Below are 20,870 nucleotides of genomic sequence, written 5' to 3'. Positions count from 1 at the left end.
TTCGCCGCGGTGCTTCTTACAGTTCTTACGGCGGCCTGTGTTGCGGTGCCGTGGGAACGATATCCACCGCTGAGCTATTGGTGTATCCCGATACTGGATTTCGCAGTTGTCGCCAGCCTTTATTACGAGGGCAAAAACTCCCTTATTGGCCTGAGCTTCCTAGCGGTTTTTCCGGTATTCTGGATGGCCTGGTCCGGTGCGGCACCGCGTCTGGCATGGCTTCTCGGTTATTTCTGCACCACGCTGCTGCTGTGGGCACCGCTATTTATCCAGGCCCCCGGCTTCCCGGGTCTTGAGAGCCTGGCCGCGCCGCTGCTGATTCCCTTCGTGATGCTGGGCATCTGCGTTGTCGCCTCGGCCATGGAGGCGGACACCACCGCCCAGCAGCAACGGCTGGTGGCCATCGAATCCGAGCTGCAGGCCAGCCTGGCGGAAACCAGCCGTCGCTCCCAGCTGCTGGACGCCGTACTGGAAACGGTGGACGTCGGCGTCACGGCCGTGGACGCCGCCGGCCGGACCATCCTGATGAACAGCCGGCAGCGCGCCAACCACGCTCTCGCCGGTCTTTTGCATGCCTCGGACACGGACGGTGACGCCCTGATTTTCGGGCTGGACCAGCTCACGCCCGTGTCCCTGGACCAGCGGCCGTCCCAGCGGGCCATGCGGGGGGAAACCTTTTCCGACGTCGTGATCTGGGTGGGTACGGGCGAGCGTCAGCGTGCCCTGGCCGTCTGTGCCCGGCCCATGCGGGAGAACGGGCAGTTTACCGGCTCCGTACTGGCCTACAGCGATGTCACGGAAATGGTCAACGCGCTCAACGCCCGGGAGGACTTTGTCTCCAGCGTCTCCCATGAGCTGCGGACGCCGCTCACCTCGATCATCGGCTACCTGGACCTGGTGCTGGATGACGAGGCCTCCTCCCGGCTACTGCCACGTCTGCACAGCGCCCTGCAGGTGGCGCAGCGCAACGCCGAGCGGCTGCTGCTGCTGGTGGCAGACCTACTGACCACCGCCTCCGGAACGATGGATCTACACCGCACTGAGACGGACGTAGCCGAGCTGGTGCGCGCCGCGCTGGACTCGGCCGGCACCCGCGCAGGTACAGCCGGCGTGGACCTGGGCTGCGACTGCGAGGAAAACCTGCGGGCCCTGGTGGATCCGGCCCGGTTCTCCCAGGTCCTAGACAATCTGCTCTCCAACGCAATCAAGTACTCCCCCGACGGAGGCAAAGTCACCGTCCGCTCCCGGCAGGAGGGCGGAAACCTGGTCTTGGAGGTGCAGGACGCCGGCATCGGCATGAGCGAGGCCGACCAGCGGGATGTGTTCACCAAGTTCTTCCGCACCGGGCAGGTGAAGAAGGCTGCCATCCCGGGAGTGGGACTGGGTCTGGTGATCACCAAATCCATCGTTGAGGCACACGGGGGGCAGATTTCGTTCAACTCGGTGCTGGGCGTCGGGACTACTTTCTGCGTAGAGGTGCCGGCGTACACGGCTCTTTGAACAAGGAGGAAGTGACTGGTCATGAGCTCTCAGCAGCGGTAAGGACGAAATGATTACTGCCGCCCCTAGTCGTGAACCTAGATAAAGTGCCGTCTCAGCCTGTCAGCCGCCAAATTCTGACTTAGCTAATGCTTCCAGCATCACTCAAGAGACCCGAATCGTCTATTCCCACAACCCGGCGCCACTCATCCTGCCAGGCTTGGAAACTATAACGCTCACCGACGGTTGCGTACGCTCGTTCCCCCATGCGCCGCCGTTCCTCTTCGCTGGTGTCCAAGAAGTCATGGAGAGCGTTCTCCCACTGTGCAGGCGTTGAAGGCGCAGCTCCACCCATGGCCGCCAGAACCGACAGGTTTGTACCCACGGGCGAGCCCATTACCGGCAATCCCGCGGCCCCGTACTGAAGAAGCTTGTACGCACACTTTCCGCGCGCAAATGGTGTATCCAAGAGCGGCATAATTCCCAGATCCGCACTCGGAAGTTCATTAGCGAATGTATCTTCCGACCAATTTACCCTCTCCACTATCGCATCTAGCTTCCCGAGGCTTTGCTGTCCGGCGCTTATGACCCGCAACCGGATAGGCCGGACTCGATTCACATTGACAAGGGCATCGGCGAGAGGCAAGAGGAACTGTTCAGTAGACGGTGACCCTAACCAGACCAGCGTCGGAGTCCCATTTAGACCGTAGTCCGTCTTTATCGGATATGCGTCAGGATTTACACAACTAGGGATAATCGTGACATCGTCAGCGATCTTGGATGCTGCTTCAGCCAGATACTCGTTTCCAGCAATAACGCGATCGGCGTGGCGGACGGCCCTTGTCCAAATTCTATCCTTTGGCCAAATACTTTGCGGAAAACGAGCTGAAGCGGCGTAAATTGCATCGTCAAAGTCATAAACCGACAAAGCCGCGCTCTTAAGTAGTCGTTCTTCCAACTTTCCGCTACTAAACGGGGATGCTTCTCGACTCATTAGCAAAACTGACTTACTCAACCTAGTCGGAAGCGCACGAAGCTCCACCTCTGCACGCAATGCTGACGGGGCATTGCGGAGAATTGTTGATACACCGTTATCGCCCATGCCGGCATAGTCGAATACCGCCGCATCGACGCGTAAGAAATCCAGCCAATCATATATACGAACCCTGGCACTCCCGCCGGCTCTACCATAGGTGGCTACCGTGACGAGGGAATTAGTAAACACAACAATAATCCAGACACTAGAGCAACGACGTCCGCGCAAACACATAACCGCTACGGCAATAAGCGGGAAAATATCCGGTACACGATGCGCTCATGACCAGCTTGAAACAGGCGTGCAACAAAAGACTTTAGGCGGCCCTAGAACCACACTAACTGCAAACACTGGAGACCGAATGAAACGACCTCTTTGCATTATGGAAACCCGCCCAACAGAAGACGATCGAAACGGCATACATACCACACTGAACCCATAGTATGAACGTCAAATTCAACTCATCTCCGATAAAGACAACCGAGGCTATGCCTATAAGTAGCGATACTATCATTCCTACAACGGCATACCCAAGACGTTTCAGTACGACCAAAACCGCAACAGGGAGGCATTGCAAGATAAAGGCCAAGCCGACGCCAAGGGAAACTGCGAGGATTTGCACAAGGTCGATGTCGGCCGAGCCCACTGACATCAGCTGAACAGCCCAGGGCGTGATAGGTATCATGCACAGCGCTAATATTGCACCAGCCACAACTATGGCCTTGAAGGAGCGGCTTGCAACTGCTAGAGCGCCATTACCTCCCTCAATATCCCCCGCCATTCGGCCTGTCAGCATTTGCGTGATCGGAAGCGACACCGTTAAGAGCTGTTTTTGCACCTTATCAACAATAGCGAATACCACATACACAGGGCCTCCAAACAAGGCGACCAGAGGTAGCATGACTGACGCTATAGAAATATACAGAGCATTGGTAGTCAAACCCCGGAGATGTCCCTTAAACGCTTTGAATACCTCACTTGCCGTTACGCCCACACCAACCTTAGCCCTCATCCCTCGGGCCTTCGCCCAACCTGATGTAGCAGCAACAACGATTCCACAGAAAAGACCGAAGGCGTAAAAACGAGCATCGTGCGTGGCATAAACACCCACCAGCCCGCCGAGAGTCCCAGTCGCCCGAGCTACAGCATCGAACCAGAACAACCCCTTCGGGTCATCTATGCCGAGAAAATACCACGATGGCGCAAAACCTAGAAAAGCGCTCACGAGCGCGGTGCACACGAGAACTTGACTTTGAGGGATCCAATAGATCAGTGCAACTGCCCCAATTACAACCAACGGTAAGGCCATAAGGAAACGAGTCCAGAGGGAAATAACCATTTGCCTGTACCGCTCGTCAGCGGAAGAGCGAGCAATAAGCGCAGGACCGGTCACCGGCCACCCAAGGCTGACGAAAACCGTTCCAAAAAGACCGATTGCTTGTCCGAGCGCCAGATCAGCCCAACCTGCAGGGCCCAAGATATAGATCAACAGGGGCACACATAATATCGAAGTCAGCCCTGTTAGGGCTGTTGGTGCAAGATACCATATTTTGTTCTTAACTTGACCCATACCGACCATTAGTTCGGCCCGTAGGTATTACATCGATGGACCATGTTGTTACCCATTCGTTCTGTCGATTCCGTAACGCAGCATAGCCACAGCGGAACAATTTGCGCCAATATTATGCGAAACCGGATAAATTATGGGGCCAGGCATAAACGCTTCGTTCCCCCATTCCGCAGCATATACTGCAGCCTGCGATTCCACGCTTATCTGTTGATTCATTAGCTTCACTAGTCTCTACGGAGCGGTGCGGATACCAAGTTCGGCTCTTAGTTCTTTGCTCGCCAAGGAGCTTTACTACTCATTAGTGGAAGGGGGATCATACAAAGACATCAACCGCTCACCCTGAACCTCCACGGTGTTGTCCCTTAGGTAGTGGTCCCACAGGGCCAAGACCTGTTGGCGGCGAGTGTTCTGTCGCATGCCAATTAGTTGGCGAGCCATCTCTTCAGGCAATTTACTACGCATCGTAGGGGGAACCTGCGCGAATGGTTCAATATCCCGTACAAGACTCGGCACCCTCATTGCGTTGGCCTCGAGTAATACCATAGGGAATCCATCCCACGACGCAGTATGAAGGTGTGCATCCGCGCCGGCGATATAAGCCATAGCTTCCTTGCGGGAAAGCCATCCGGTCACATGTACTCCCAACTCTTGGAGAGTCGAAATATACTCGATATCACCACCCCCCACCCATGTGAATTCCACTTCAGGGCCGTCTTCCTGAACGGTCCGTACGACCTCAGCGAAAAAGTGCGGATCGCGCGCGGGTGTAAGCCGGCCGACGCTAACTACCTCCATTGCGGAACCATGGGGAGCCTCATGCATAATCTTTTCAACGTCGTCTGTCGCAACATTAGGAACGTGAACTACAGCCCCTGCAAATCCTGGGAACTGGCTCAGCTCAGCTTCGCGAGGTGAACAAGCGGCATATGACGTAGTATTTCGAGCCAAAACTCGCTCTATAGTCTGATAGACGCGGCGAAGCGATACAGGGATGTCCTTCCTCTCGAAGGCGTAACCATGAGGCGTGTATATAACACTCAAATTCCGCGAAGCCTTGACGGACGTCCTTACATAAGCGCCTGCAAGGCTTGAATGAGCATGGACAACATCCGGGTTGAGGGCTTTCACCGTGCGTCTGATGGTCCACCACGCTTTAGCGGGATTTCCGGGCAGATCTTCAACGCTCTTAAACTGTGCAAGCTCTCCGCCATCAACGAAATCGCCTGGCCGTTCTGTGCGGAGCAAGTGATGTTCAACGGAAGGAGTTGCGGCAGCATATTGGGCAAGCGCTGTCGCTACACCGCCCCCGTAGCTCTCCACGACATGTAAAACTCTAATGGGTTTGGTCAAGTGCCCAGCGCTCCTCTTTGTTGCCCCTTTGCACCAAGTCTTCAGGTTTCTTCCGAACCGCCAGGTACATCGCTAGGAATATCGGTAAAAACGGAGTTAAGTGTTTTAATGCTGAGCCATAGTCAGGCTCGAAAAATGCCTGAGTCACAGAGAACGCCAATACGAACGTAACAGATCGCACTAATTGAGGGTCCCGCTTCGTATCATCTATGTTCAGTATGGAGGCCATGCGTGAGTAGAAGCCAATCCATAGAGCGGCCATCACGATCGCCAGGGCCACATAATATGGAGACAGCTTTATGAGCAGTGGGATAGGGAGCTGTAAGGTGATATAGCTGATCGCGTTGTTCATGGGGCCATCCAAAATAGTCCCCGTGTCAACATATCGCGGTATAAGCGTATTAACGTTACCTGTGAGCAAGCGATTTTCGTTGACGCTGTTGCGGAAATGGTCAGCGGGAACATTCATGATGGTGCTAAAGATGAAAGATCCCACAATGACGGCTGTCAGCGCAGTTAGGACGATAGCCCAAGAAGCCCGAATAGCTTTTACTAATAGTAACAATGCGACGAAAGTTACGAGCAGAAGAAACCAGTAACTTCGAAAGTTTACGGCATATACGACGACCAGCGTACAAATGATTACCAAACCACTTCGCCGTGAACGACACAGGATCAGAGCGACTACTACTGGTACAACGAAAACTTCCTTAGAGTACGTTCCCATATAGACGGCGCTTAGAAGCACGCCAATGCTAAGGGCAAATATGGCACCATAATTCGCGCCGGCGTTTCTGTGCCTAGACATAACGATCAAATATGGCGCACATGCGAATAAGTAGCCAAGCAGTCCGGCTGCAAGCTGGTTCTTGGCCAATCCCAAATGCTTATATATAGCCGCAACCGTGCCGTAAGAGTTGTCTCCGTAAGCAGAGCGCGTTCCTAAAGCAAGCTCCCGAATGACATTTTCGTCACCCATGAAACGCGTTGGAAGAATATCAGAACGATAGACAACGATGAGATATCCGAGAAGGAATACCGCGACGAAGCAGAGGTCCATAAATACAAGTTCGCGTTTTACGCCGGGTGCGTATCGGTGCGTTTCCCGACCACTCACTCAAACTCCCTCACCCAGGTAAGACCGACTCTGTGTTGCACCAACCCAGTCTATAGGCACAGGTCGGCTCCCACCGACAATATGTGGCCACCCCGTTCATCGACTCCACGAGTAGGAACATGAAGGCTGATTGTCATGAGCGGTGCTAGTGAGAGAGCGAGGGGTCAAACTGGCGATATTCAAGGAGCAGCGGCTGTGATCTGCAGGCATCGATGGCCCTTCACCGAGCTCGCAACAGGTCGAAAGAGCGGACGCGGCGGGCCGAGACCCCCTTTCGTTCGAATAGGTTTGTCGGAATGCCGCTATAGTTATCTGGTTCGGGCAATGGGCGGCGGTCGACATCTCCTGTTGTTCTGGCCTCGCACACGATCTGATATGCACGCGACGAAAGGTTAGAACTTGGATCTCAAGGAATATGGGCGGTTAGTTCGACGCAACTGGATGGTTATAGTCGCGTGCGCCCTGCTCGGAACGCTGGCCGCGGCAGCAGCGTCCTTCCTAATCCGTCCGGTTTATACTTCGCACACGCAGCTATTCGTCTCTATTCAAAGCACTGGCACTGTGGCTGAGCTTCAACAGGGGAATACTTTCACTCAGGCGCGTGTCCAAACCTATGTGGAGACCGCGAAAACACCAGCGGTTCTGCAGCCTGTCGTTGATAGCCTCGGGCTCGATGTTTCTCCTGCCAAACTTGCCGAAACCGTAAGCGCAAGTGCAGACTTGAACACCGTTCTCATCACAATTTCCGCCGTCGATTCCTCGCCGGTCCAGGCAGCGGCCGTAGCACAAGCGGTAGCCGACAGTCTTGTCGAGACAGTTGGTCAATTAGAAACCCCCAGCATGGGTGGAGTCTCACCCATTAAACTCTCTGTGGTAACGCCAGCCGTCGCACCCACCGCACCATCTGCCCCTGACACGAAGTTGAATCTGTTTGTCGGCCTTGTTGTTGGCCTCATGGCCGGAGTAGGGACCGCTATCCTCCGCTCAGCCCTAGATACCAAGGTTCGAGGTGAAGCTGATGTCTCACGGGTGACCAAGGCTCCAATCCTTGGGGGCATTTCGTTCGACGTGGATGCTGCGAAGAGGCCGGTGCTGACTCAGGCGGCACCCCAGAGTCCACGTGCTGAATCTTTCCGGCAAATTCGCACTAACCTTCAGTTCGCTAATGTCGACAGCAACTCGAACACCATTCTCGTTACCTCGTCTCTGCCGGGCGAAGGAAAGAGCACCACGGCAACGAACATGGCGATCGCCATGGCTCAGGCCGGCCAGCGAGTGGTCCTCATCGATGCCGACCTCCGGCGCCCAATGGTAGCGACATACTTGGGTCTTGAGAGCGGCGCTGGACTCACTACCGCTTTGATCGGCACTGCTGACGTAGAAGATCTTCTACAGCCCTGGGGAGAAGACGATCTATATGTCCTCACGTCAGGGCAGATACCGCCCAATCCGAGTGAACTTTTGGGTTCAGAGGCGATGTCAAAAATGATCACTCGCCTATCCGATGAATTCGACGCTGTTATTGTCGATGCTCCTCCGCTAATACCGGTGACCGACTCAACTGTGCTCGCTCAGAAGGTGTCGGGTGTGGTTCTCGTGGTCGCCTCGGGCAAGATTCAGTCCCGGGACCTTGAGAAGTCTCTCTCCTCGTTGGAACTGGTAAAAGCAAACTTGCTGGGCACCGTGCTCAACATGCTTCCTTCCAAAGGTCCCGATGCTTACGCCTACAGCTATTATTCTTATGAATCAAAGGGCGAATCGGCCGGAGGCAAGAGAAGCAATAAGCGCACGGCAAAAAGCGTCAATGGTGGTCATTTTGTGACTGGTAACCGGGGTCGTCACGAGGTGTCCGAGTCCGCCGATATTGTCAGATAGCGCAATCAGTCCTTAAACGAGTGGAAATCTTCAACTGGGGGCGCAGGAAAATGGCAACTGACTGGCGGCGGCAACACGTGGGACGGTTAGCGGCGGTGGACGCCGCAGTTATTCTATGGGCGATGTCTGGTGCCCTTATCCTTCGCTTCGGTACTCCGGCAAGCGAGGAGTGGATTGCTGCTAAAGGCGAGTTTTACCTCGTTATTACCTTGCTTCTGAGCACCACCTGGTGGGCCATGCTGGGACTCCTAGGCAGCCGCGACACTACGGTGTTGGGTTATGGATCAGAAGAGTATAAGCGGGTCCTTACCGCTTCCTTCTGGCTATTTGGGCTTGTGGCGTCGGTATCCTACGTTTTCCAGTTCGATACCGCCCGAGGCTTCGTGGGTCTCGCCTTGTCGGCAGGCGTTTTGTCTTTGCTTGTGGCTCGCTTCCTATTGCGAACCCACCTCCGAGGCCAACGCCAATCCGGGAAAAGCAGTTCATCTGTCCTCGTCATCGGCGGAATCTTTGGTGTTGAGCACCTAGTCCGGGCACTGCGCAGCCAGCCCATGGCAGGCTACCAGCCAGTTGCCACCTACCTCCCAGGGACCCCAAAGGATAGCTTTATCGACCCTTCCCTCGATATGCCGAACCTCGGACACGAAGCGTCAATAGAGGGCATCGTCGCCGCAGTCCGGAAAGTATCACCCGATGCCGTGGCACTCTCGACAGGTGTCCCTCTGCCCCCGCCCGTTATTCGAGAGCTGGGCTGGGCCCTCGCTGACATGCAGATTCGCATGATTATGGCACCTGCACTAACAGACATAGCTGGTCCTCGGATACACACTCAACCGGTTGCGGGTCTCCCGCTGATTCATGTTTCCACACCGAATCTTGGAAGCGGCCAGGGGCTAGTGAAACGCACTTTTGATTTGATAGGCGCTACAGGACTTTTGGTTGTACTGTTACCGGTGCTTCTGATCGTAGCCGCCGTGGTGCGGGCCGATTCATCGGGACCAGTCCTCTTCCGCCAAGAACGTATAGGTACCGGGGGTCGGCCGTTCCAAATGCTTAAATTTCGTTCAATGGTCGTTGATGCCGAACAACAGCTGGCAGCTCTCCAAGCCGAAAGCGAGGGCAACGGCGTGATGTTCAAGCTCAAGGCCGACCCCCGCATCACAAGAGTGGGTCGCTTTCTTCGCCGCTATAGCTTGGATGAACTCCCTCAGCTATTCAACGTACTCAACGGAACGATGAGTCTGGTTGGGCCCCGCCCGCCACTGCGGTCGGAGGTTGATCAGTACCAGAGCCACGTACATCGCCGTTTGATGGTTCGTCCCGGACTCACTGGATTGTGGCAGGTCAGTGGCAGGTCCTTGCTTTCATGGGACGACACGGTGCGCCTTGACCTCTACTACGTAGAGAACTGGTCGCTGGCCGGCGACATCGCCATTCTGCTCAAAACGGTGCGGGCCGTCCTTGCACGTCAAGGCGCCTTCTAATCCCTACCTTTTCCCACATGCCCCTTCTGCTGAAAGCCGATCCATGAGTTCGCACTACCGCATAGTTGCCGAACCAGAAGCATCTGGAGCTGCACAAACGACGAAACGCCGTAAGTGGCCAATTGGACGGGGCCAGCTGCTCTATCGCGTGGCTATCGCACTTCTCTCTTTACTCATATTCGTTGGCGCAGGGATAGGTTTGGTAGCCCGTCAGGTTTTGGCGGTTCGTACAGACCTTGAAACGGTTTTCGCTCTGGTTCCCTCGCTTCGGGCCGATCTGGGTGCAAGCAACTATGACGGCGCAAACCAAGCTGCTGCTCAGATCCAGGACAGTACCGCCAGTGCACGTTCTATAGTGACCGGCCCCCTGTGGAAGGCGGCCGCCGCCGTTCCCCTGATCGGAGCGAATTTTGCCGCAGTAGCGGAAGTTGCCGTATCTGCCGATGACGTTGCTGCTCATGCGATAAGCCCGTTGGTCGACCGATATAAATCTCTCGACTGGGCAACATTGACTCCCACGGACGGTCGGATCGATGTTAGCCAAGTCAAGGATGCCGAGCCAAGCATTTCCACTGCAGCGAACACCGTACGTATGTCCCACGACCGATTGAAGTCCATCGACCTCTCCCGCCTCCGTCCGGAAATAGCTGACCCAATCCGTTCAGCAACAGAGCAGCTCGGATCCGTCAGCACCACGTTAGGAACCGCTTCCTCAGCAGCCCAGCTGCTACCGGAGATGCTGGGCACTAATGGTGAACGCAATTACCTAGTTCTCGTACAGAACAGCGCCGAAACCCGCGCAACAGGCGGCATTCCCGGGGCCTTGGCGATGCTGACCACCGATGATGGCCGAATCAGCCTGAGCGATCAAAGCAGCGCTGCGGCAATTGAGGCCTTCAAGCCAGCCTTGGAGGTGGACGAAGAGGAAGAGCGCCTGTACACAGCACGCCTCGGCACCCAGATGCAGAACGTAAATCTCACTCCCCACTTCCCAACAGCAGCAGAAACTGCCAAAAGAATGTGGGAAGGGCGGCATCCGGGGCAGATAGTAGATGGCGTTCTTGCCCTGGATCCCGTGGTGTTGGGACACCTCTTGGAAGCAACCGGACCGGTAGATTTGGCTGACCCCAGCGTGGTGGAACTCGTTGGAGGAACGCAACTACCCATATCCTTGACCAAAGACAATGTGGTCAACACCCTTCTGTCCGATGTTTACCGAGAAATCGAAGAGCCAGCGGCTCAGGACGCATATTTCGCTGCCGTGGCTGCCAGGGTCTTCTCGGCTTTTACAGGGGGCCAGGGTGACAGCAAACAGCTGATCTCTGCCCTGGGCACGAGCGTGCAGGAGAATCGGCTGTACCTGTGGTCAAGTATCAAGAATGAACAGGACATTATTTCGTCCACCGCCCTTGCAGGGTCGGTTACCGGGCCAACAGCGGGTGGGGCCACGTTTGGGGCCTATTTCAATGACGGAACTGGTGCCAAAATGGATTATTACGCCTCTCGTACTGCCCAGCTAATGCAGACCTGCGACGCTGACGGCTACAGCCGCTACACCGTACAGCTGAAGGTGGCGAATACTGCGCCAGAGGATGCCGCTACCTCACTTCCGGCCTACGTGACCGGCGACGGAGTGTTCGGCGTAGAGCCAGGGCACTTCCGCACAAACTATGTGGTCTATGGGCCGGCACAGTCCCTAGTCGAGGCAGCTCAGATAAACGGAAACAGCGTCGCATTCGGCGCGGGTAAACACGGCCAACGGCCCGTGGGCACCGTAACCCTAGAGCTAGCGCCCGGAGAAACAGCGGTTATCGATATTGAGTTCTCCCGTGTAGTGCAGAGTTCCGAGCCTAAGCTTGAGGTCACTCCTTCCACACAGGCACTACAAGACGTTGCACTTCCTGCGAAACGAGACGGTTCCTGCGATTAGAAGATAAATACCTTGCCCATACCACATACAGCTTGGAAGTATGGGCAGCACCTGTTACCGTGATCATGTCCCGCTTCGCACAAATATGCGGGGTAACATCCCCAGTACGCTCGAAAGAGCGCCGGGGACAGATCATGAGATCGAAATATTTTCAGGCTTGGTTTCACGGGTTCTTGGTGGGAGCCGACCGTCTATAAACACACAGTCTTTATCAATTGCACCGGGGAGTCTCACATGAAAAAAACCGTATCCGCACTAGTCCTTACCGGAGTTATGGCCCTTGCTGGCGCCGGAGCTGCCAGCGCCCTTGAGAGCTACCCTGCTCCGGCAGCCGGCACGGTCAGCGATAGCGTCGTAACCCCCGGTTCGGCTGTAGTCTTCAGCGGCGCCGGCTTCATCCCCGGAGAGCAGATCCTCGTCACAGTCACCTACGCCAATGACCCTGTGGTTGTCGGCGGAACCGGCGTGAGCAGCCCGATTATCCTGGCCCAGCAGATCGGCAGCTACAACACCGCTGCCGACGCAGCAGGCAACTTCGCCGTTGAGGTAACGCTGGGCGAGCCCGGAACCTATACCCTGACTGCCACCGGCGCGGAATCGGGCAAGGTAGTGACCAGCACCGTTGTTGTTGAAGCCGAGGGCGCGGGTGCCGGAACTGGCGCCAACGCTTCGGCTGACGGTGGTCTCCCCGACACCGGCGCTGATTCTGCGATGATGCTCTGGGGTGCCGCAGGCGTCCTGGCCCTGGGCGCCGGCGTTGCCTCCGTGGCCGTCGCACGCCGCAAAAATGCCTAACCACCTGATTAGCGGTCGCACACAGCGACCGGTCTAGTCAGCAAGGAGGGAGGGCGGAAACCAACAGGTTTCCGCCCTCCCTCTGTATTTCTCCACTCATTGATGGAATGGCTACCTAGCCAATGCGGAGATCACCACCGCCGCCGTAACCACTGCCAGAACTACGACCCCTGCATATCTGGCCCATTCCCCTGGAGTTAGGCGCGGACGTTTACGGCGCCATTCTCTTCTCGGTTCGACTGTACTCATGGCTCCGAACCTAAGAAGTACTCGACCTTAGGGGAAGAGTAATCGATACCTGTCCCGAACGGGACGGTACCTAGGACTCAACATCATTCCTTGCCACGCCCGTGCAAAGGATAGGCTGGTAGCCGTCTTCCGCCATCGAACCTTTGGGGTAAAAAGTGCGTCTCTCCGTTATTGGCTGCGGCTACCTGGGCGCCGTTCACGCGGTTTCCATGGCCAAGCTGGGACATGAGGTTGTGGGGATCGACGTCGACACCGCCAGGATCGAGGACCTCGCCGCCGGGCGGGCTCCATTCTTTGAACCGCGCCTGCCCGAACTGCTTGCCGAAGCGCTCGACAGTGGACGCCTGGAGTTCAGCACGGATATGGCTCGCGTTGCCGGCGCCGACGTCCACTTTGTCTGCGTGGGCACACCTCAGCGGAAGGGTGAATACGCCGCGGACCTGCGCTACGTGGACGCCGCCGTCGCCGGACTGGCACCGCATCTGAAGCCGGGCAACGTAGTGGCGGGCAAATCCACCGTCCCGGTGGGCACAGCCGCACGCCTGGCCGATCAGCTGGACGAGGACGCCCCGGGCGCCGTCCTGGCCTGGAACCCTGAGTTCCTGCGCGAAGGCCACGCCGTGCAGGACACCCTTTCCCCGGACCGCTTTGTCTACGGTGTCCCGGACGGCGCTGCCGGCACCGCCGCCGTCGCCGCCCTGGACGATGTTTACGCCACTCCCCTCTCCACCGGAACCCCGCGCATGGTGGTGGACTACGCCACGGCGGAACTGGTCAAGACTGCCGCGAACTCCTTCCTCGCCACCAAGATCAGCTTCATCAACGCCATGGCGGAGGTCTGCGAGGCCTCCGGAGCAGACGTCACTGCCCTCGCGGACGCCATCGGCATGGACGAGCGCATCGGACGCAGCTTCCTCAACGCCGGCGTCGGCTTCGGCGGCGGCTGCCTGCCCAAAGACATCCGTGCCTTCATGGCCCGCGCCGGGGAACTGGGAGCAGACCAGGCGCTGACCTTCCTCCGCGAGGTGGACGCCATCAACATGCGCCGCCGCTCCAAGGTGGTGGAAATGACCCGCGAAATCTGCGGCGGTTCCCTGCTGGGCAAGCGCGTCACCATCCTGGGCGCGGCCTTCAAGCCGGAGAGCGACGACGTCCGGGACTCCCCCGCGCTCAGCGCCGCAGCGCAGATGCAGCTGCAGGGCGCCACCGTCACCGTGACGGACCCCGAGGCCCTGCAGAACGCCAAGGGCCGCTTCCCCGAGCTGACGTACGAACCGGTCACCGAAAACGCGCTGCTGAACGCCCATGCCGTGGTGCTCCTGACCGAGTGGAAGGAATACCGGTCCCTCGACCCGGAGGCCTCCGGCGCCCTCGTTGCGGACCGGAACATCATTGACGGCCGCAACGTGCTGGATCCCGCGGCCTGGCGGGCAGGCGGGTGGAACTACCGGAGCATGGGCCGGCCGTAGCCGCAGTGGCAGGAAGCGCGTACCGGATCTAACCGCGCAGCGCGGCCAGATTGTTCCGATACCAGGACACCGTGTCCCGAATGCCGTCCTTCAAGGAGATCTGTGCCGTCCAGCCGGCCTCGGTCAATTTGGAGACATCCAGCAGCTTTTGCGGGGTGCCGTCGGGTTTCGAGCTATCCCACTCCATGGCTCCGTTATAGCCCACGGCCTCGGCGACTAGTCCGGCGAGTTCCTTGATCGTGACGTCGGACCCCGTTCCTACGTTCACCTGCTGCGGTCCGTCATAGTGCTCCAGCAGGTGAAGGCAGGCAGCTGCCATATCGTCCACATGCAGGAATTCCCGCCGGGGCGCCCCTGTTCCCCAGTTGGTCACAGTGCCTAAACCCTGCCGTGCGGCCTCGTCATAACGGCGGATGAGCGCCGGAAGGACGTGGGATCCTTCCGACGAAAAATTGTCCCCCGGGCCGTAAAGGTTGGTAGGCATTGCCGAAATCCAGGGCAGCCCGTACTGCCGGCGGACCGCCTGGATGTGCATGATGCCGGCAATCTTGGCAATCGCATAGGCATCGTTGGTCGGCTCGAGGTGCCCGGTGAGAAGCGAATCCTCGGAAATGGGCTGCTGTGCAAGTCTGGGGTAGATGCAGGATGAGCCGAGGAACAGGAGTCGTTCCACTCCCTGTTCGCGGGCCGCGTCCAGCACATTGACTTGGATCTGCAGGTTCTCGGTCAGGAAGTCCACCGGATACGTATTGTTGGCGAGGATTCCACCCACCTTCGCTGCCGCCAGGACCACGTAGCGGGGGGTGGTCTCCGCAAAGTATTCGAAGACGGCCGCACGGTCCTTGAGGTCCAGCTCGCTGGAGGTCCGGCCTCTAAGATCCGTGAAGCCGGCGGATTCGAGTTTCCGCCATATCGCCGAGCCGACGAGGCCGCGGTGTCCGGCAACATAGAAGGGTGCGGCGCGGTCCAGGACGCCCGGTTCGAAGCCCGCACTGTCTGCGGTAAGGCTCGCCGCCACGTCAGTCGTTCCAGCAGTCGAGGTTCACGGTGTCGATCCAGTTGCGGCCCGGGTGCTTGAGCATCTCGATGTCCGCGTCCACCATGATCCGGGCCAGATCGGGAGTATGCACCGTGGCTTTCCAGCCGAGCTTTGCCCCCGCTTTAGAGGGATCACCCACGAGTGCGTCCACTTCCGTGGGACGGAGGTAGCGTTCGTCGAACTTCACGTGGTCCTCCCAGTTGAGGCCGGCGTGTTCAAAGGCAATAGTCAGGAAATCCCGCACGGAGTAGTTCCCGCCGGTGGCCAGGACAAAATCGTCGGGCTCGTCGGCCTGCAGCATGCGCCACATGCCCTCCACATATTCAGCGGCATATCCCCAGTCCCGGATTGCGTCCAGGTTGCCCATGTAGAGGTGCTCCTGCTGCCCGGCCTTTATAGCGGCGATTGCCCGCGTGATTTTTCGGGTGACGAATGTTTCTCCGCGCCGGGGGGATTCGTGGTTGAACAGAATCCCGTTTACCGCGTACATGCCGTAGGCCTCGCGGTAGTTCTTCGTGATCCAGTAGCTGTAGACCTTCGCGACCCCATAGGGCGATCGGGGATAGAACGGGGTGTCCTCGTTCTGCGGGGGCGGCGTGGCGCCGAACATCTCGGACGAGGACGCCTGATAGAACCGGGTGTCGATTCCCGCCAGCCGCACGGCTTCCAGGAGCCGGACCGTCCCCATCCCGGTGGTGTCCGCCGTGTGCTCGGGCTCGTCGAAGGAGACACGGACATGGGACTGCGCGGCAAGGTTGTAGACCTCGTCCGGCTTCAGGCCGGCCAGCATGGTCACCAGGCGCGAGCCGTCGCTGAGGTCCCCGTAATGCAGAAAGAGCTTCGCCTCTGGATCATGTGAATCCACGTACAGGTGGTCCACGCGGGAGGTGTTGAAGGTGGAGGCGCGGCGGATGAGACCGTGGACCTCGTACCCCTTCCGCAGCAGAAGCTCTGCAAGGTAAGAGCCGTCCTGCCCGGTGATACCTGTAATTAGTGCGCGCTTAGGCAAAATCATTCCCCCCAGTAATTGACGCCGTCGTGGATATGAAGCCAATCCCGGCTGAGACCGTTGCGGAAGAGTAGTGGATACGTACCCCGTCCGCCCCATTACCTACGGCTGCACGGAGTTCTGCGCGGGAACCGTTGTAGTTGTAAGGGATAGGCTGGTAGCCGTCCTCCGCCATCGAACCTTATGGGGCAAAAAGTGCATCTCTCGGTTATCGGCTGCGGTTACTTGGGAGCAGTCCACGCCGCCTCCATGGCGAAACTGGGCCACGACGTTGTAGGCATTGACGTTGACCAGGCCAAGGTTGACGAACTTGCTGCGGGGCGGGCACCGTTCTTCGAACCGGGACTGCCGGAGTTGCTTGCCGGGTCTCAGGCCACCGGTCGCCTGAATTTCAGCACCGATCTGGCCGACGCCGCCGGAGCAGACGTGCACTTTGTCTGCGTGGGCACCCCTCAGCGGAAGGGCGAATACGCCGCTGACCTGCGGTTCGTGGACGCCGCCGTCGCCGGCCTGGCACCGTACCTCAAGCCGGGCAACATCGTGGTGGGCAAGTCCACCGTCCCGGTGGGCACCGCCGCACGCCTGGCCGACCAGCTGGCCGAGGCTGCCCCGGGCGCGGTGCTGGCTTGGAACCCCGAGTTCCTGCGCGAAGGCCACGCCGTGCAGGACACGCTCGCACCAGACAGGTTCGTCTACGGCATTCCTGCCGGTGCCGCCGGAGAGTCCGCCGCCGCAGCACTGGACCAGGTGTATGCCGTCCCCCTGTCCACCGGCACGCCCCGCATGCTGGTGGACTATGCCACCGCGGAGCTGGTCAAGACCGCTGCCAACTCGTTCCTGGCCACCAAGATCAGCTTTATCAATGCCATGGCCGAGGTGTGCGAGGCCTCCGGAGCGGACGTCACCGCCCTCGCCGACGCGATCGGCATGGACGAGCGGATTGGCCGCAAATTCCTCAACGCGGGAGTGGGCTTCGGGGGCGGATGCCTGCCGAAGGACATCCGCGCCTTCATGGCCCGGGCAGGCGAGCTCGGGGCAGACCAAGCCCTGACCTTCCTTCGGGAAGTGGACGCCATCAACATGCGCCGCCGCTCGAAGGTGGTGGACATGGCCAGGGACATCTGCGGCGGATCGCTGCTCGGTAAGCGAATCACCATCCTGGGCGCCGCCTTCAAGCCCGAAAGCGACGACGTCCGTGATTCTCCCGCCCTAAGCGCCGCCGCCCAGATGCAGCTGCAGGGAGCCACCGTCACCGTCACGGATCCCGAAGCCCTGCAGAACGCCAAGGCCCGCTTCCCCGAGCTGAACTACGAGCCCGTCGCGGAGAATGCTATTGAAAATGCCCATGCCCTGGTGTTGCTCACCGAGTGGAAGCAGTACCTGGGCCTGGATCCCGCCGCAACCTCTGCCCTCGTCACGGAAAAAAACATTATCGACGGACGCAATGCCCTGGACGCGGTCCAGTGGCGGGCCGCGGGCTGGAACTACAAGGCAATGGGACGACCCTAGGCCTCGAGCACCCCTTTCCACCAGGTGCGCAGGTTCTCCTGGAATATCGCAGCGGTGTACTGCTCTTCGTAGGCGTGGCGTGCCAGCCGGCCTACGGCTTCCGTCCTGGTCCGGTCCAATCCCCGCAGGACGGCCGACAGCTCCGCTGCATCCCCTGGTCGGAATAACCAGCCAGTGACACCGTGGGTGACGACGTCGGCCAAGCCGCCGGCGTTGCTGCCCACAACGGGACGGGACCGGGCAAACGCTTCGATGGCGACAAGTCCAAACGGCTCCGGGCTCGCGGAGGGCACTACCATCACGTCAGCGGCATCAATATAGGGGGTGATGTCAGGAACCTCCCCCACAATGGTGACGGACCCGGGCCAGCGCAGTCCGGCAACCATTCCCGCAACGTCCGCGGCGTTCCCCGAAGACGGCGGACCGCCAAGGATGCTGAGCGTGCCCGGCGGCTCTGCCCCGTCCCAGGCCTCCAGCAGGGTTCGGTGGCCCTTCCAGGCGTTCCAGCGGCCGGCCATAACGAAGCGCAGCGGCCCCTCCCTCTCCCGCCCCGGAGGCGGCTCTCCCATGGGCCGGTCCTCGACGCCATTGGGAATCACCCGCACCCGGTGCCGCATCCCGGCCCGCATGGATGCGGCCGAAGCCCTGGAGATCGCTATCCAGTCCGTGGCGAACCCGGCGAGGAACCGCAGTACCAGTGCCTCCGGACCGGACCAGATTTCCTGGATATGCAGCACCACGCGCGGAACGCCCAGCATTCTGGCAGCCGGAGCCAGCAGAAGGGCGGCACTGGTGGAGCAGTGAAGGACCTGTGGGCGCAGGCGTGCCAGGGCCGGAAGGACGGCAGCTGCTTGCCCTAAAAGAATGACGAACCCCCGGACCGACATCAGGCTCCGTCGCAGCACCGGCAGCGGCAGTGACCGGGCGGCATAACCGGCCCGCTTCAATTCACGGTCCAAACGTGCGGTTTCGGGCGCAGTGCGGCCATCCGGCAGCCACACCACAACGTCGTCCCGGCGGTCCGGGGGCAGCGCCTGCACCACCTGCAGCAGCACACGGTCCGCCCCGTACATTTCATTGGATGAGTGGACGCAAAGAATCCCTGTGCGCGGCCGACGGTGTCGGCGCGGACGGGGTGGTCGTTGAAGCTCCATGGTCCTCTTCGATCCCCTTCGTGGTCGCGTACCTCCGGCGGGACCCGGATTCATGGACTCAGGCTAGGAGACAAACCGGCAGGACGAACACTCATCCGATTACCTACGCCCCCGCCCGGAGCCTGATACTCGCCACTGCTTGGTTCGGTGCCCAAAGCTTCCGCCACCGGCTACTGTCGGGCGTGGCCGGATTGACGGCCTCCTAGGCACGATCCTTCCCCTACCGCCCGAGGTGCACTGATGTCGGAAACGAGGCCCGAGGCGGCGGCCTTTCCCCGTCCGGTCCCGGGGACCGGGTGGCTGTTCACCCCGGCGGTCATTGCTGCCGGGGCGTTTGCCGTGTCAGTCCTGGGGTCCTGGCACGCCTCCCTTTGGACTGATGAGGCGGTCTCCATTTCCGCGGCCTCCCGCAGTTGGTCCTCGCTGTTGAAAATGCTCACAGACGTAGACGCGGTGCACGGTGCCTACTACGCGCTAATGCACCTGTGGGGCTCGGTGTTCGGGTACTCGGCCTTCGCACTCCGCCTTCCCAGTGCCCTGGCTGTCGGTGCCGCCGCTGCAGGAGTCTACGTGGTGGCACGCAGGCTGGACGGCCCACGCACAGCCGCTGCTGCCGCCGTCATATTCGCCATCCTGCCCAGGACCACATGGATGGGAATGGAGGGCCGTTCCTTCGCCCTCGGGACGGCCGCGGGCGTAGGGCTGGCATGCCTGTTGGCGGCCGGCGTGATCCGTGGACGCTGGATGTCTTTCGCCGGCTACGGGCTGCTTGCCGCCTTCGGAATCGCGGTAAATATATACGTACTGCTGGCCGTGGCAGGGCACGGCCTAACCTTGCTCCTCATCCCCCGCGCACGGCCGTTCCTTGGACGCTGGCTCGCGGCGGCCGTCGGCGGGGGGCTCCTGGCGGCTCCGGTACTGCTGGCCTCCGCAGCCCAAAGCGGCCAGTTGGGAACTCCGGACCTCTCGGCCCTCCACCTGGCACGGAACGTGCTTGTGGATCAGTGGTTCCTGGGGGAAACCCCTACCAATGCGTCCGTTCCCGGATCAGGGGACGGCTGGTGGCAACCTGCGGCTTTGCTCCTTGCGCTCCCGGCATGGCTGCTTGCCCTGAAGGCCGCGCGCAGCGCGGGGCAAACCGTCCTGGCGGCCGCCGCCCCGCTCGTGCTGCTGCCGACCGTCGTGCTGGTCGCCTATTCCCTGGTTGTCTCACCTATTTACAACCCCCGTTACCTGGCCATCGCGGTACCCGGGCTGGCTCTGCTGATGGGAGCGGGCCTGGTCCGCATAAGCACCCCGGGCAGGCGCATCGCTGCGTGGGCGGTGCTGGGTATGCTCATCCTGCCGGTTTATGCTTCCCAGCGGACCGAGTCCGCGAAGAGTGCATCCGACTGGTCCCGGGTGGCGGCGTATGTGGAGGAGCATTCAGATCCGGGCGACGCCGTGTATTTCGGACCCAGGCGGCCGCCGGACGGTACCTACGCGGGGCAGACCCAGCGCCGGATCCGGACTGCCTATCCCGCACCGTTTCGCGGACTGGTCGACCTTACGCTCATACGTCCAGGGGAAGATGACGGTTCCTTGGACGGACGTTCGCTGCGACTTCAGGACGCTGCAGTCCGCCTGAAAGGCATAGACCGGCTCGTGGCCGTGCGCCGCGTGGATTACCCGGCCGCTCTGTTGCTGCAGGAGGAGCAGTGGCTGGCATCCTCCGGCTTTGCCCAGGAACAGAACTGGACGGGTACAACCAACCGGATCACCGTCTTCATCAGAGTGGAATGAGGTGCGCGCCCCTGCCGAGCGAG

General features: G+C 59.6%; 15 protein-coding genes. 8 read left to right on the top strand and 7 right to left on the bottom strand.

The window, feature by feature from the left end:
• Positions 1-183 precede the first annotated feature (183 nt).
• Positions 184-1,500, top strand: a complete 1,317-nt coding sequence (locus NNX37_RS13920) for a sensor histidine kinase (RefSeq protein ID WP_255793317.1) — start codon at positions 184-186, stop codon at positions 1,498-1,500.
• 121 nt (positions 1,501-1,621) lie between these two features.
• Here the strand turns inward: NNX37_RS13920 and NNX37_RS13915 are convergent, their stop codons facing one another.
• From NNX37_RS13915 to NNX37_RS13900, 4 genes are all read right to left on the bottom strand, one after another.
• Positions 1,622-2,704 carry a glycosyltransferase family protein gene (locus NNX37_RS13915; protein WP_255793316.1) on the bottom strand — a complete coding sequence of 361 codons (1,083 nt, stop codon included), beginning with the start codon at positions 2,702-2,704 and terminating at the stop codon, positions 1,622-1,624.
• Between the two features lie 148 nt (positions 2,705-2,852).
• Entirely contained in the window at positions 2,853-4,085 is a 1,233-nt protein-coding gene (locus NNX37_RS13910) for a lipopolysaccharide biosynthesis protein (RefSeq protein WP_255793315.1), read from the bottom strand.
• 291 nt (positions 4,086-4,376) lie between these two features.
• On the bottom strand, positions 4,377-5,435 hold the full coding sequence (locus NNX37_RS13905) for a glycosyltransferase (RefSeq protein ID WP_255793314.1): 1,059 nt from the start codon (positions 5,433-5,435) through the stop codon (positions 4,377-4,379).
• Positions 5,419-6,552: a hypothetical protein gene (locus NNX37_RS13900; RefSeq protein ID WP_255793313.1), complete on the bottom strand. Its 1,134-nt coding sequence runs from the start codon at positions 6,550-6,552 to the stop codon at positions 5,419-5,421. Before NNX37_RS13900 ends, NNX37_RS13905 begins: the two co-directional genes overlap by 17 nt.
• 399 nt (positions 6,553-6,951) lie before the next feature.
• Here NNX37_RS13900 and NNX37_RS13895 point away from each other — a divergent pair, with 399 nt between their 5' ends.
• The 5 genes from NNX37_RS13895 (at position 6,952) to NNX37_RS13875 (ending at position 14,354) form a co-directional block, all read left to right on the top strand.
• Positions 6,952-8,427, top strand: a complete 1,476-nt coding sequence (locus NNX37_RS13895) for a polysaccharide biosynthesis tyrosine autokinase (RefSeq protein ID WP_255793312.1) — start codon at positions 6,952-6,954, stop codon at positions 8,425-8,427.
• A 20-nt stretch (positions 8,428-8,447) separates the two neighbouring features.
• Entirely contained in the window at positions 8,448-9,911 is a 1,464-nt protein-coding gene (locus NNX37_RS13890; RefSeq protein WP_255793311.1) for a sugar transferase, read from the top strand.
• 43 nt (positions 9,912-9,954) lie between these two features.
• The gene (locus NNX37_RS13885; RefSeq protein WP_255793310.1) at positions 9,955-11,841 is read left to right on the top strand and encodes a DUF4012 domain-containing protein; all 1,887 of its coding nucleotides are present in this window, start codon (positions 9,955-9,957) and stop codon (positions 11,839-11,841) included.
• A gap of 234 nt (positions 11,842-12,075) precedes the next feature.
• On the top strand, positions 12,076-12,636 hold the full coding sequence (locus NNX37_RS13880; protein WP_255793309.1) for an LPXTG cell wall anchor domain-containing protein: 561 nt from the start codon (positions 12,076-12,078) through the stop codon (positions 12,634-12,636).
• Positions 12,637-13,040: 404 nt separating this feature from the next.
• Positions 13,041-14,354, top strand: coding sequence for a UDP-glucose dehydrogenase family protein (locus NNX37_RS13875; RefSeq protein ID WP_255793308.1), 1,314 nt, complete (start codon positions 13,041-13,043; stop codon positions 14,352-14,354).
• 28 nt (positions 14,355-14,382) lie between these two features.
• Here the strand turns inward: NNX37_RS13875 and NNX37_RS13870 are convergent, their stop codons facing one another.
• Together NNX37_RS13870 and gmd are read right to left on the bottom strand one after the other, a co-directional pair.
• Positions 14,383-15,372: a GDP-L-fucose synthase family protein gene (locus NNX37_RS13870; RefSeq protein ID WP_308206329.1), complete on the bottom strand. Its 990-nt coding sequence runs from the start codon at positions 15,370-15,372 to the stop codon at positions 14,383-14,385.
• Position 15,373: 1 nt separating this feature from the next.
• A complete protein-coding gene (gene gmd / locus NNX37_RS13865; protein WP_255793307.1) occupies positions 15,374-16,402 on the bottom strand; it encodes a GDP-mannose 4,6-dehydratase in 1,029 nt (342 codons plus the stop codon).
• 195 nt (positions 16,403-16,597) lie between these two features.
• Between gmd and NNX37_RS13860 the strand changes: the two genes are divergently transcribed.
• Positions 16,598-17,911 (top strand): UDP-glucose dehydrogenase family protein, encoded by a 1,314-nt coding sequence (locus NNX37_RS13860; protein ID WP_255793306.1) that lies wholly within the window; start codon positions 16,598-16,600, stop codon positions 17,909-17,911.
• Here the strand turns inward: NNX37_RS13860 and NNX37_RS13855 are convergent.
• Complete coding sequence (locus tag NNX37_RS13855) at positions 17,908-18,984, bottom strand: glycosyltransferase family 4 protein (protein ID WP_255793305.1); 1,077 nt, start codon at positions 18,982-18,984, stop codon at positions 17,908-17,910. The two genes, NNX37_RS13860 and NNX37_RS13855, sit on opposite strands and share 4 nt — an antisense overlap.
• Before the next feature lie 321 nt (positions 18,985-19,305).
• Between NNX37_RS13855 and NNX37_RS13850 the strand changes: the two genes are divergently transcribed.
• On the top strand, positions 19,306-20,847 hold the full coding sequence (locus NNX37_RS13850; protein ID WP_255793304.1) for a glycosyltransferase family 39 protein: 1,542 nt from the start codon (positions 19,306-19,308) through the stop codon (positions 20,845-20,847).
• The last annotated feature ends 23 nt before the right edge of the window (positions 20,848-20,870 follow it).

This window comes from Arthrobacter zhaoxinii, from assembly GCF_024385505.1.
In the GTDB taxonomy this organism is placed as follows: Bacteria; Actinomycetota; Actinomycetes; order Actinomycetales; family Micrococcaceae; genus Arthrobacter_B; species Arthrobacter_B zhaoxinii.
The sequence above is the reverse complement of the archived record's forward strand: the minus strand, read 5'-3'. Positions and strand labels throughout refer to the sequence as shown.

What these genes read in the sequence shown, in the direction of transcription:
- NNX37_RS13920 (WP_255793317.1), top strand. Translation starts at nt 184, where the DNA reads ATGGCCTGGTCCGGTGCGGCACCGCGTCTGGCATGGCTTCTCGGTTAT.
- NNX37_RS13910 (WP_255793315.1), bottom strand. Translation starts at nt 4,085, where the DNA reads ATGGGTCAAGTTAAGAACAAAATATGGTATCTTGCACCAACAGCCCTA.
- NNX37_RS13885 (WP_255793310.1), top strand. Translation starts at nt 9,955, where the DNA reads ATGAGTTCGCACTACCGCATAGTTGCCGAACCAGAAGCATCTGGAGCT.
- NNX37_RS13880 (WP_255793309.1), top strand. Translation starts at nt 12,076, where the DNA reads ATGAAAAAAACCGTATCCGCACTAGTCCTTACCGGAGTTATGGCCCTT.
- NNX37_RS13855 (WP_255793305.1), bottom strand. Translation starts at nt 18,984, where the DNA reads ATGTACGGGGCGGACCGTGTGCTGCTGCAGGTGGTGCAGGCGCTGCCC.
- NNX37_RS13850 (WP_255793304.1), top strand. Translation starts at nt 19,306, where the DNA reads ATGTCGGAAACGAGGCCCGAGGCGGCGGCCTTTCCCCGTCCGGTCCCG.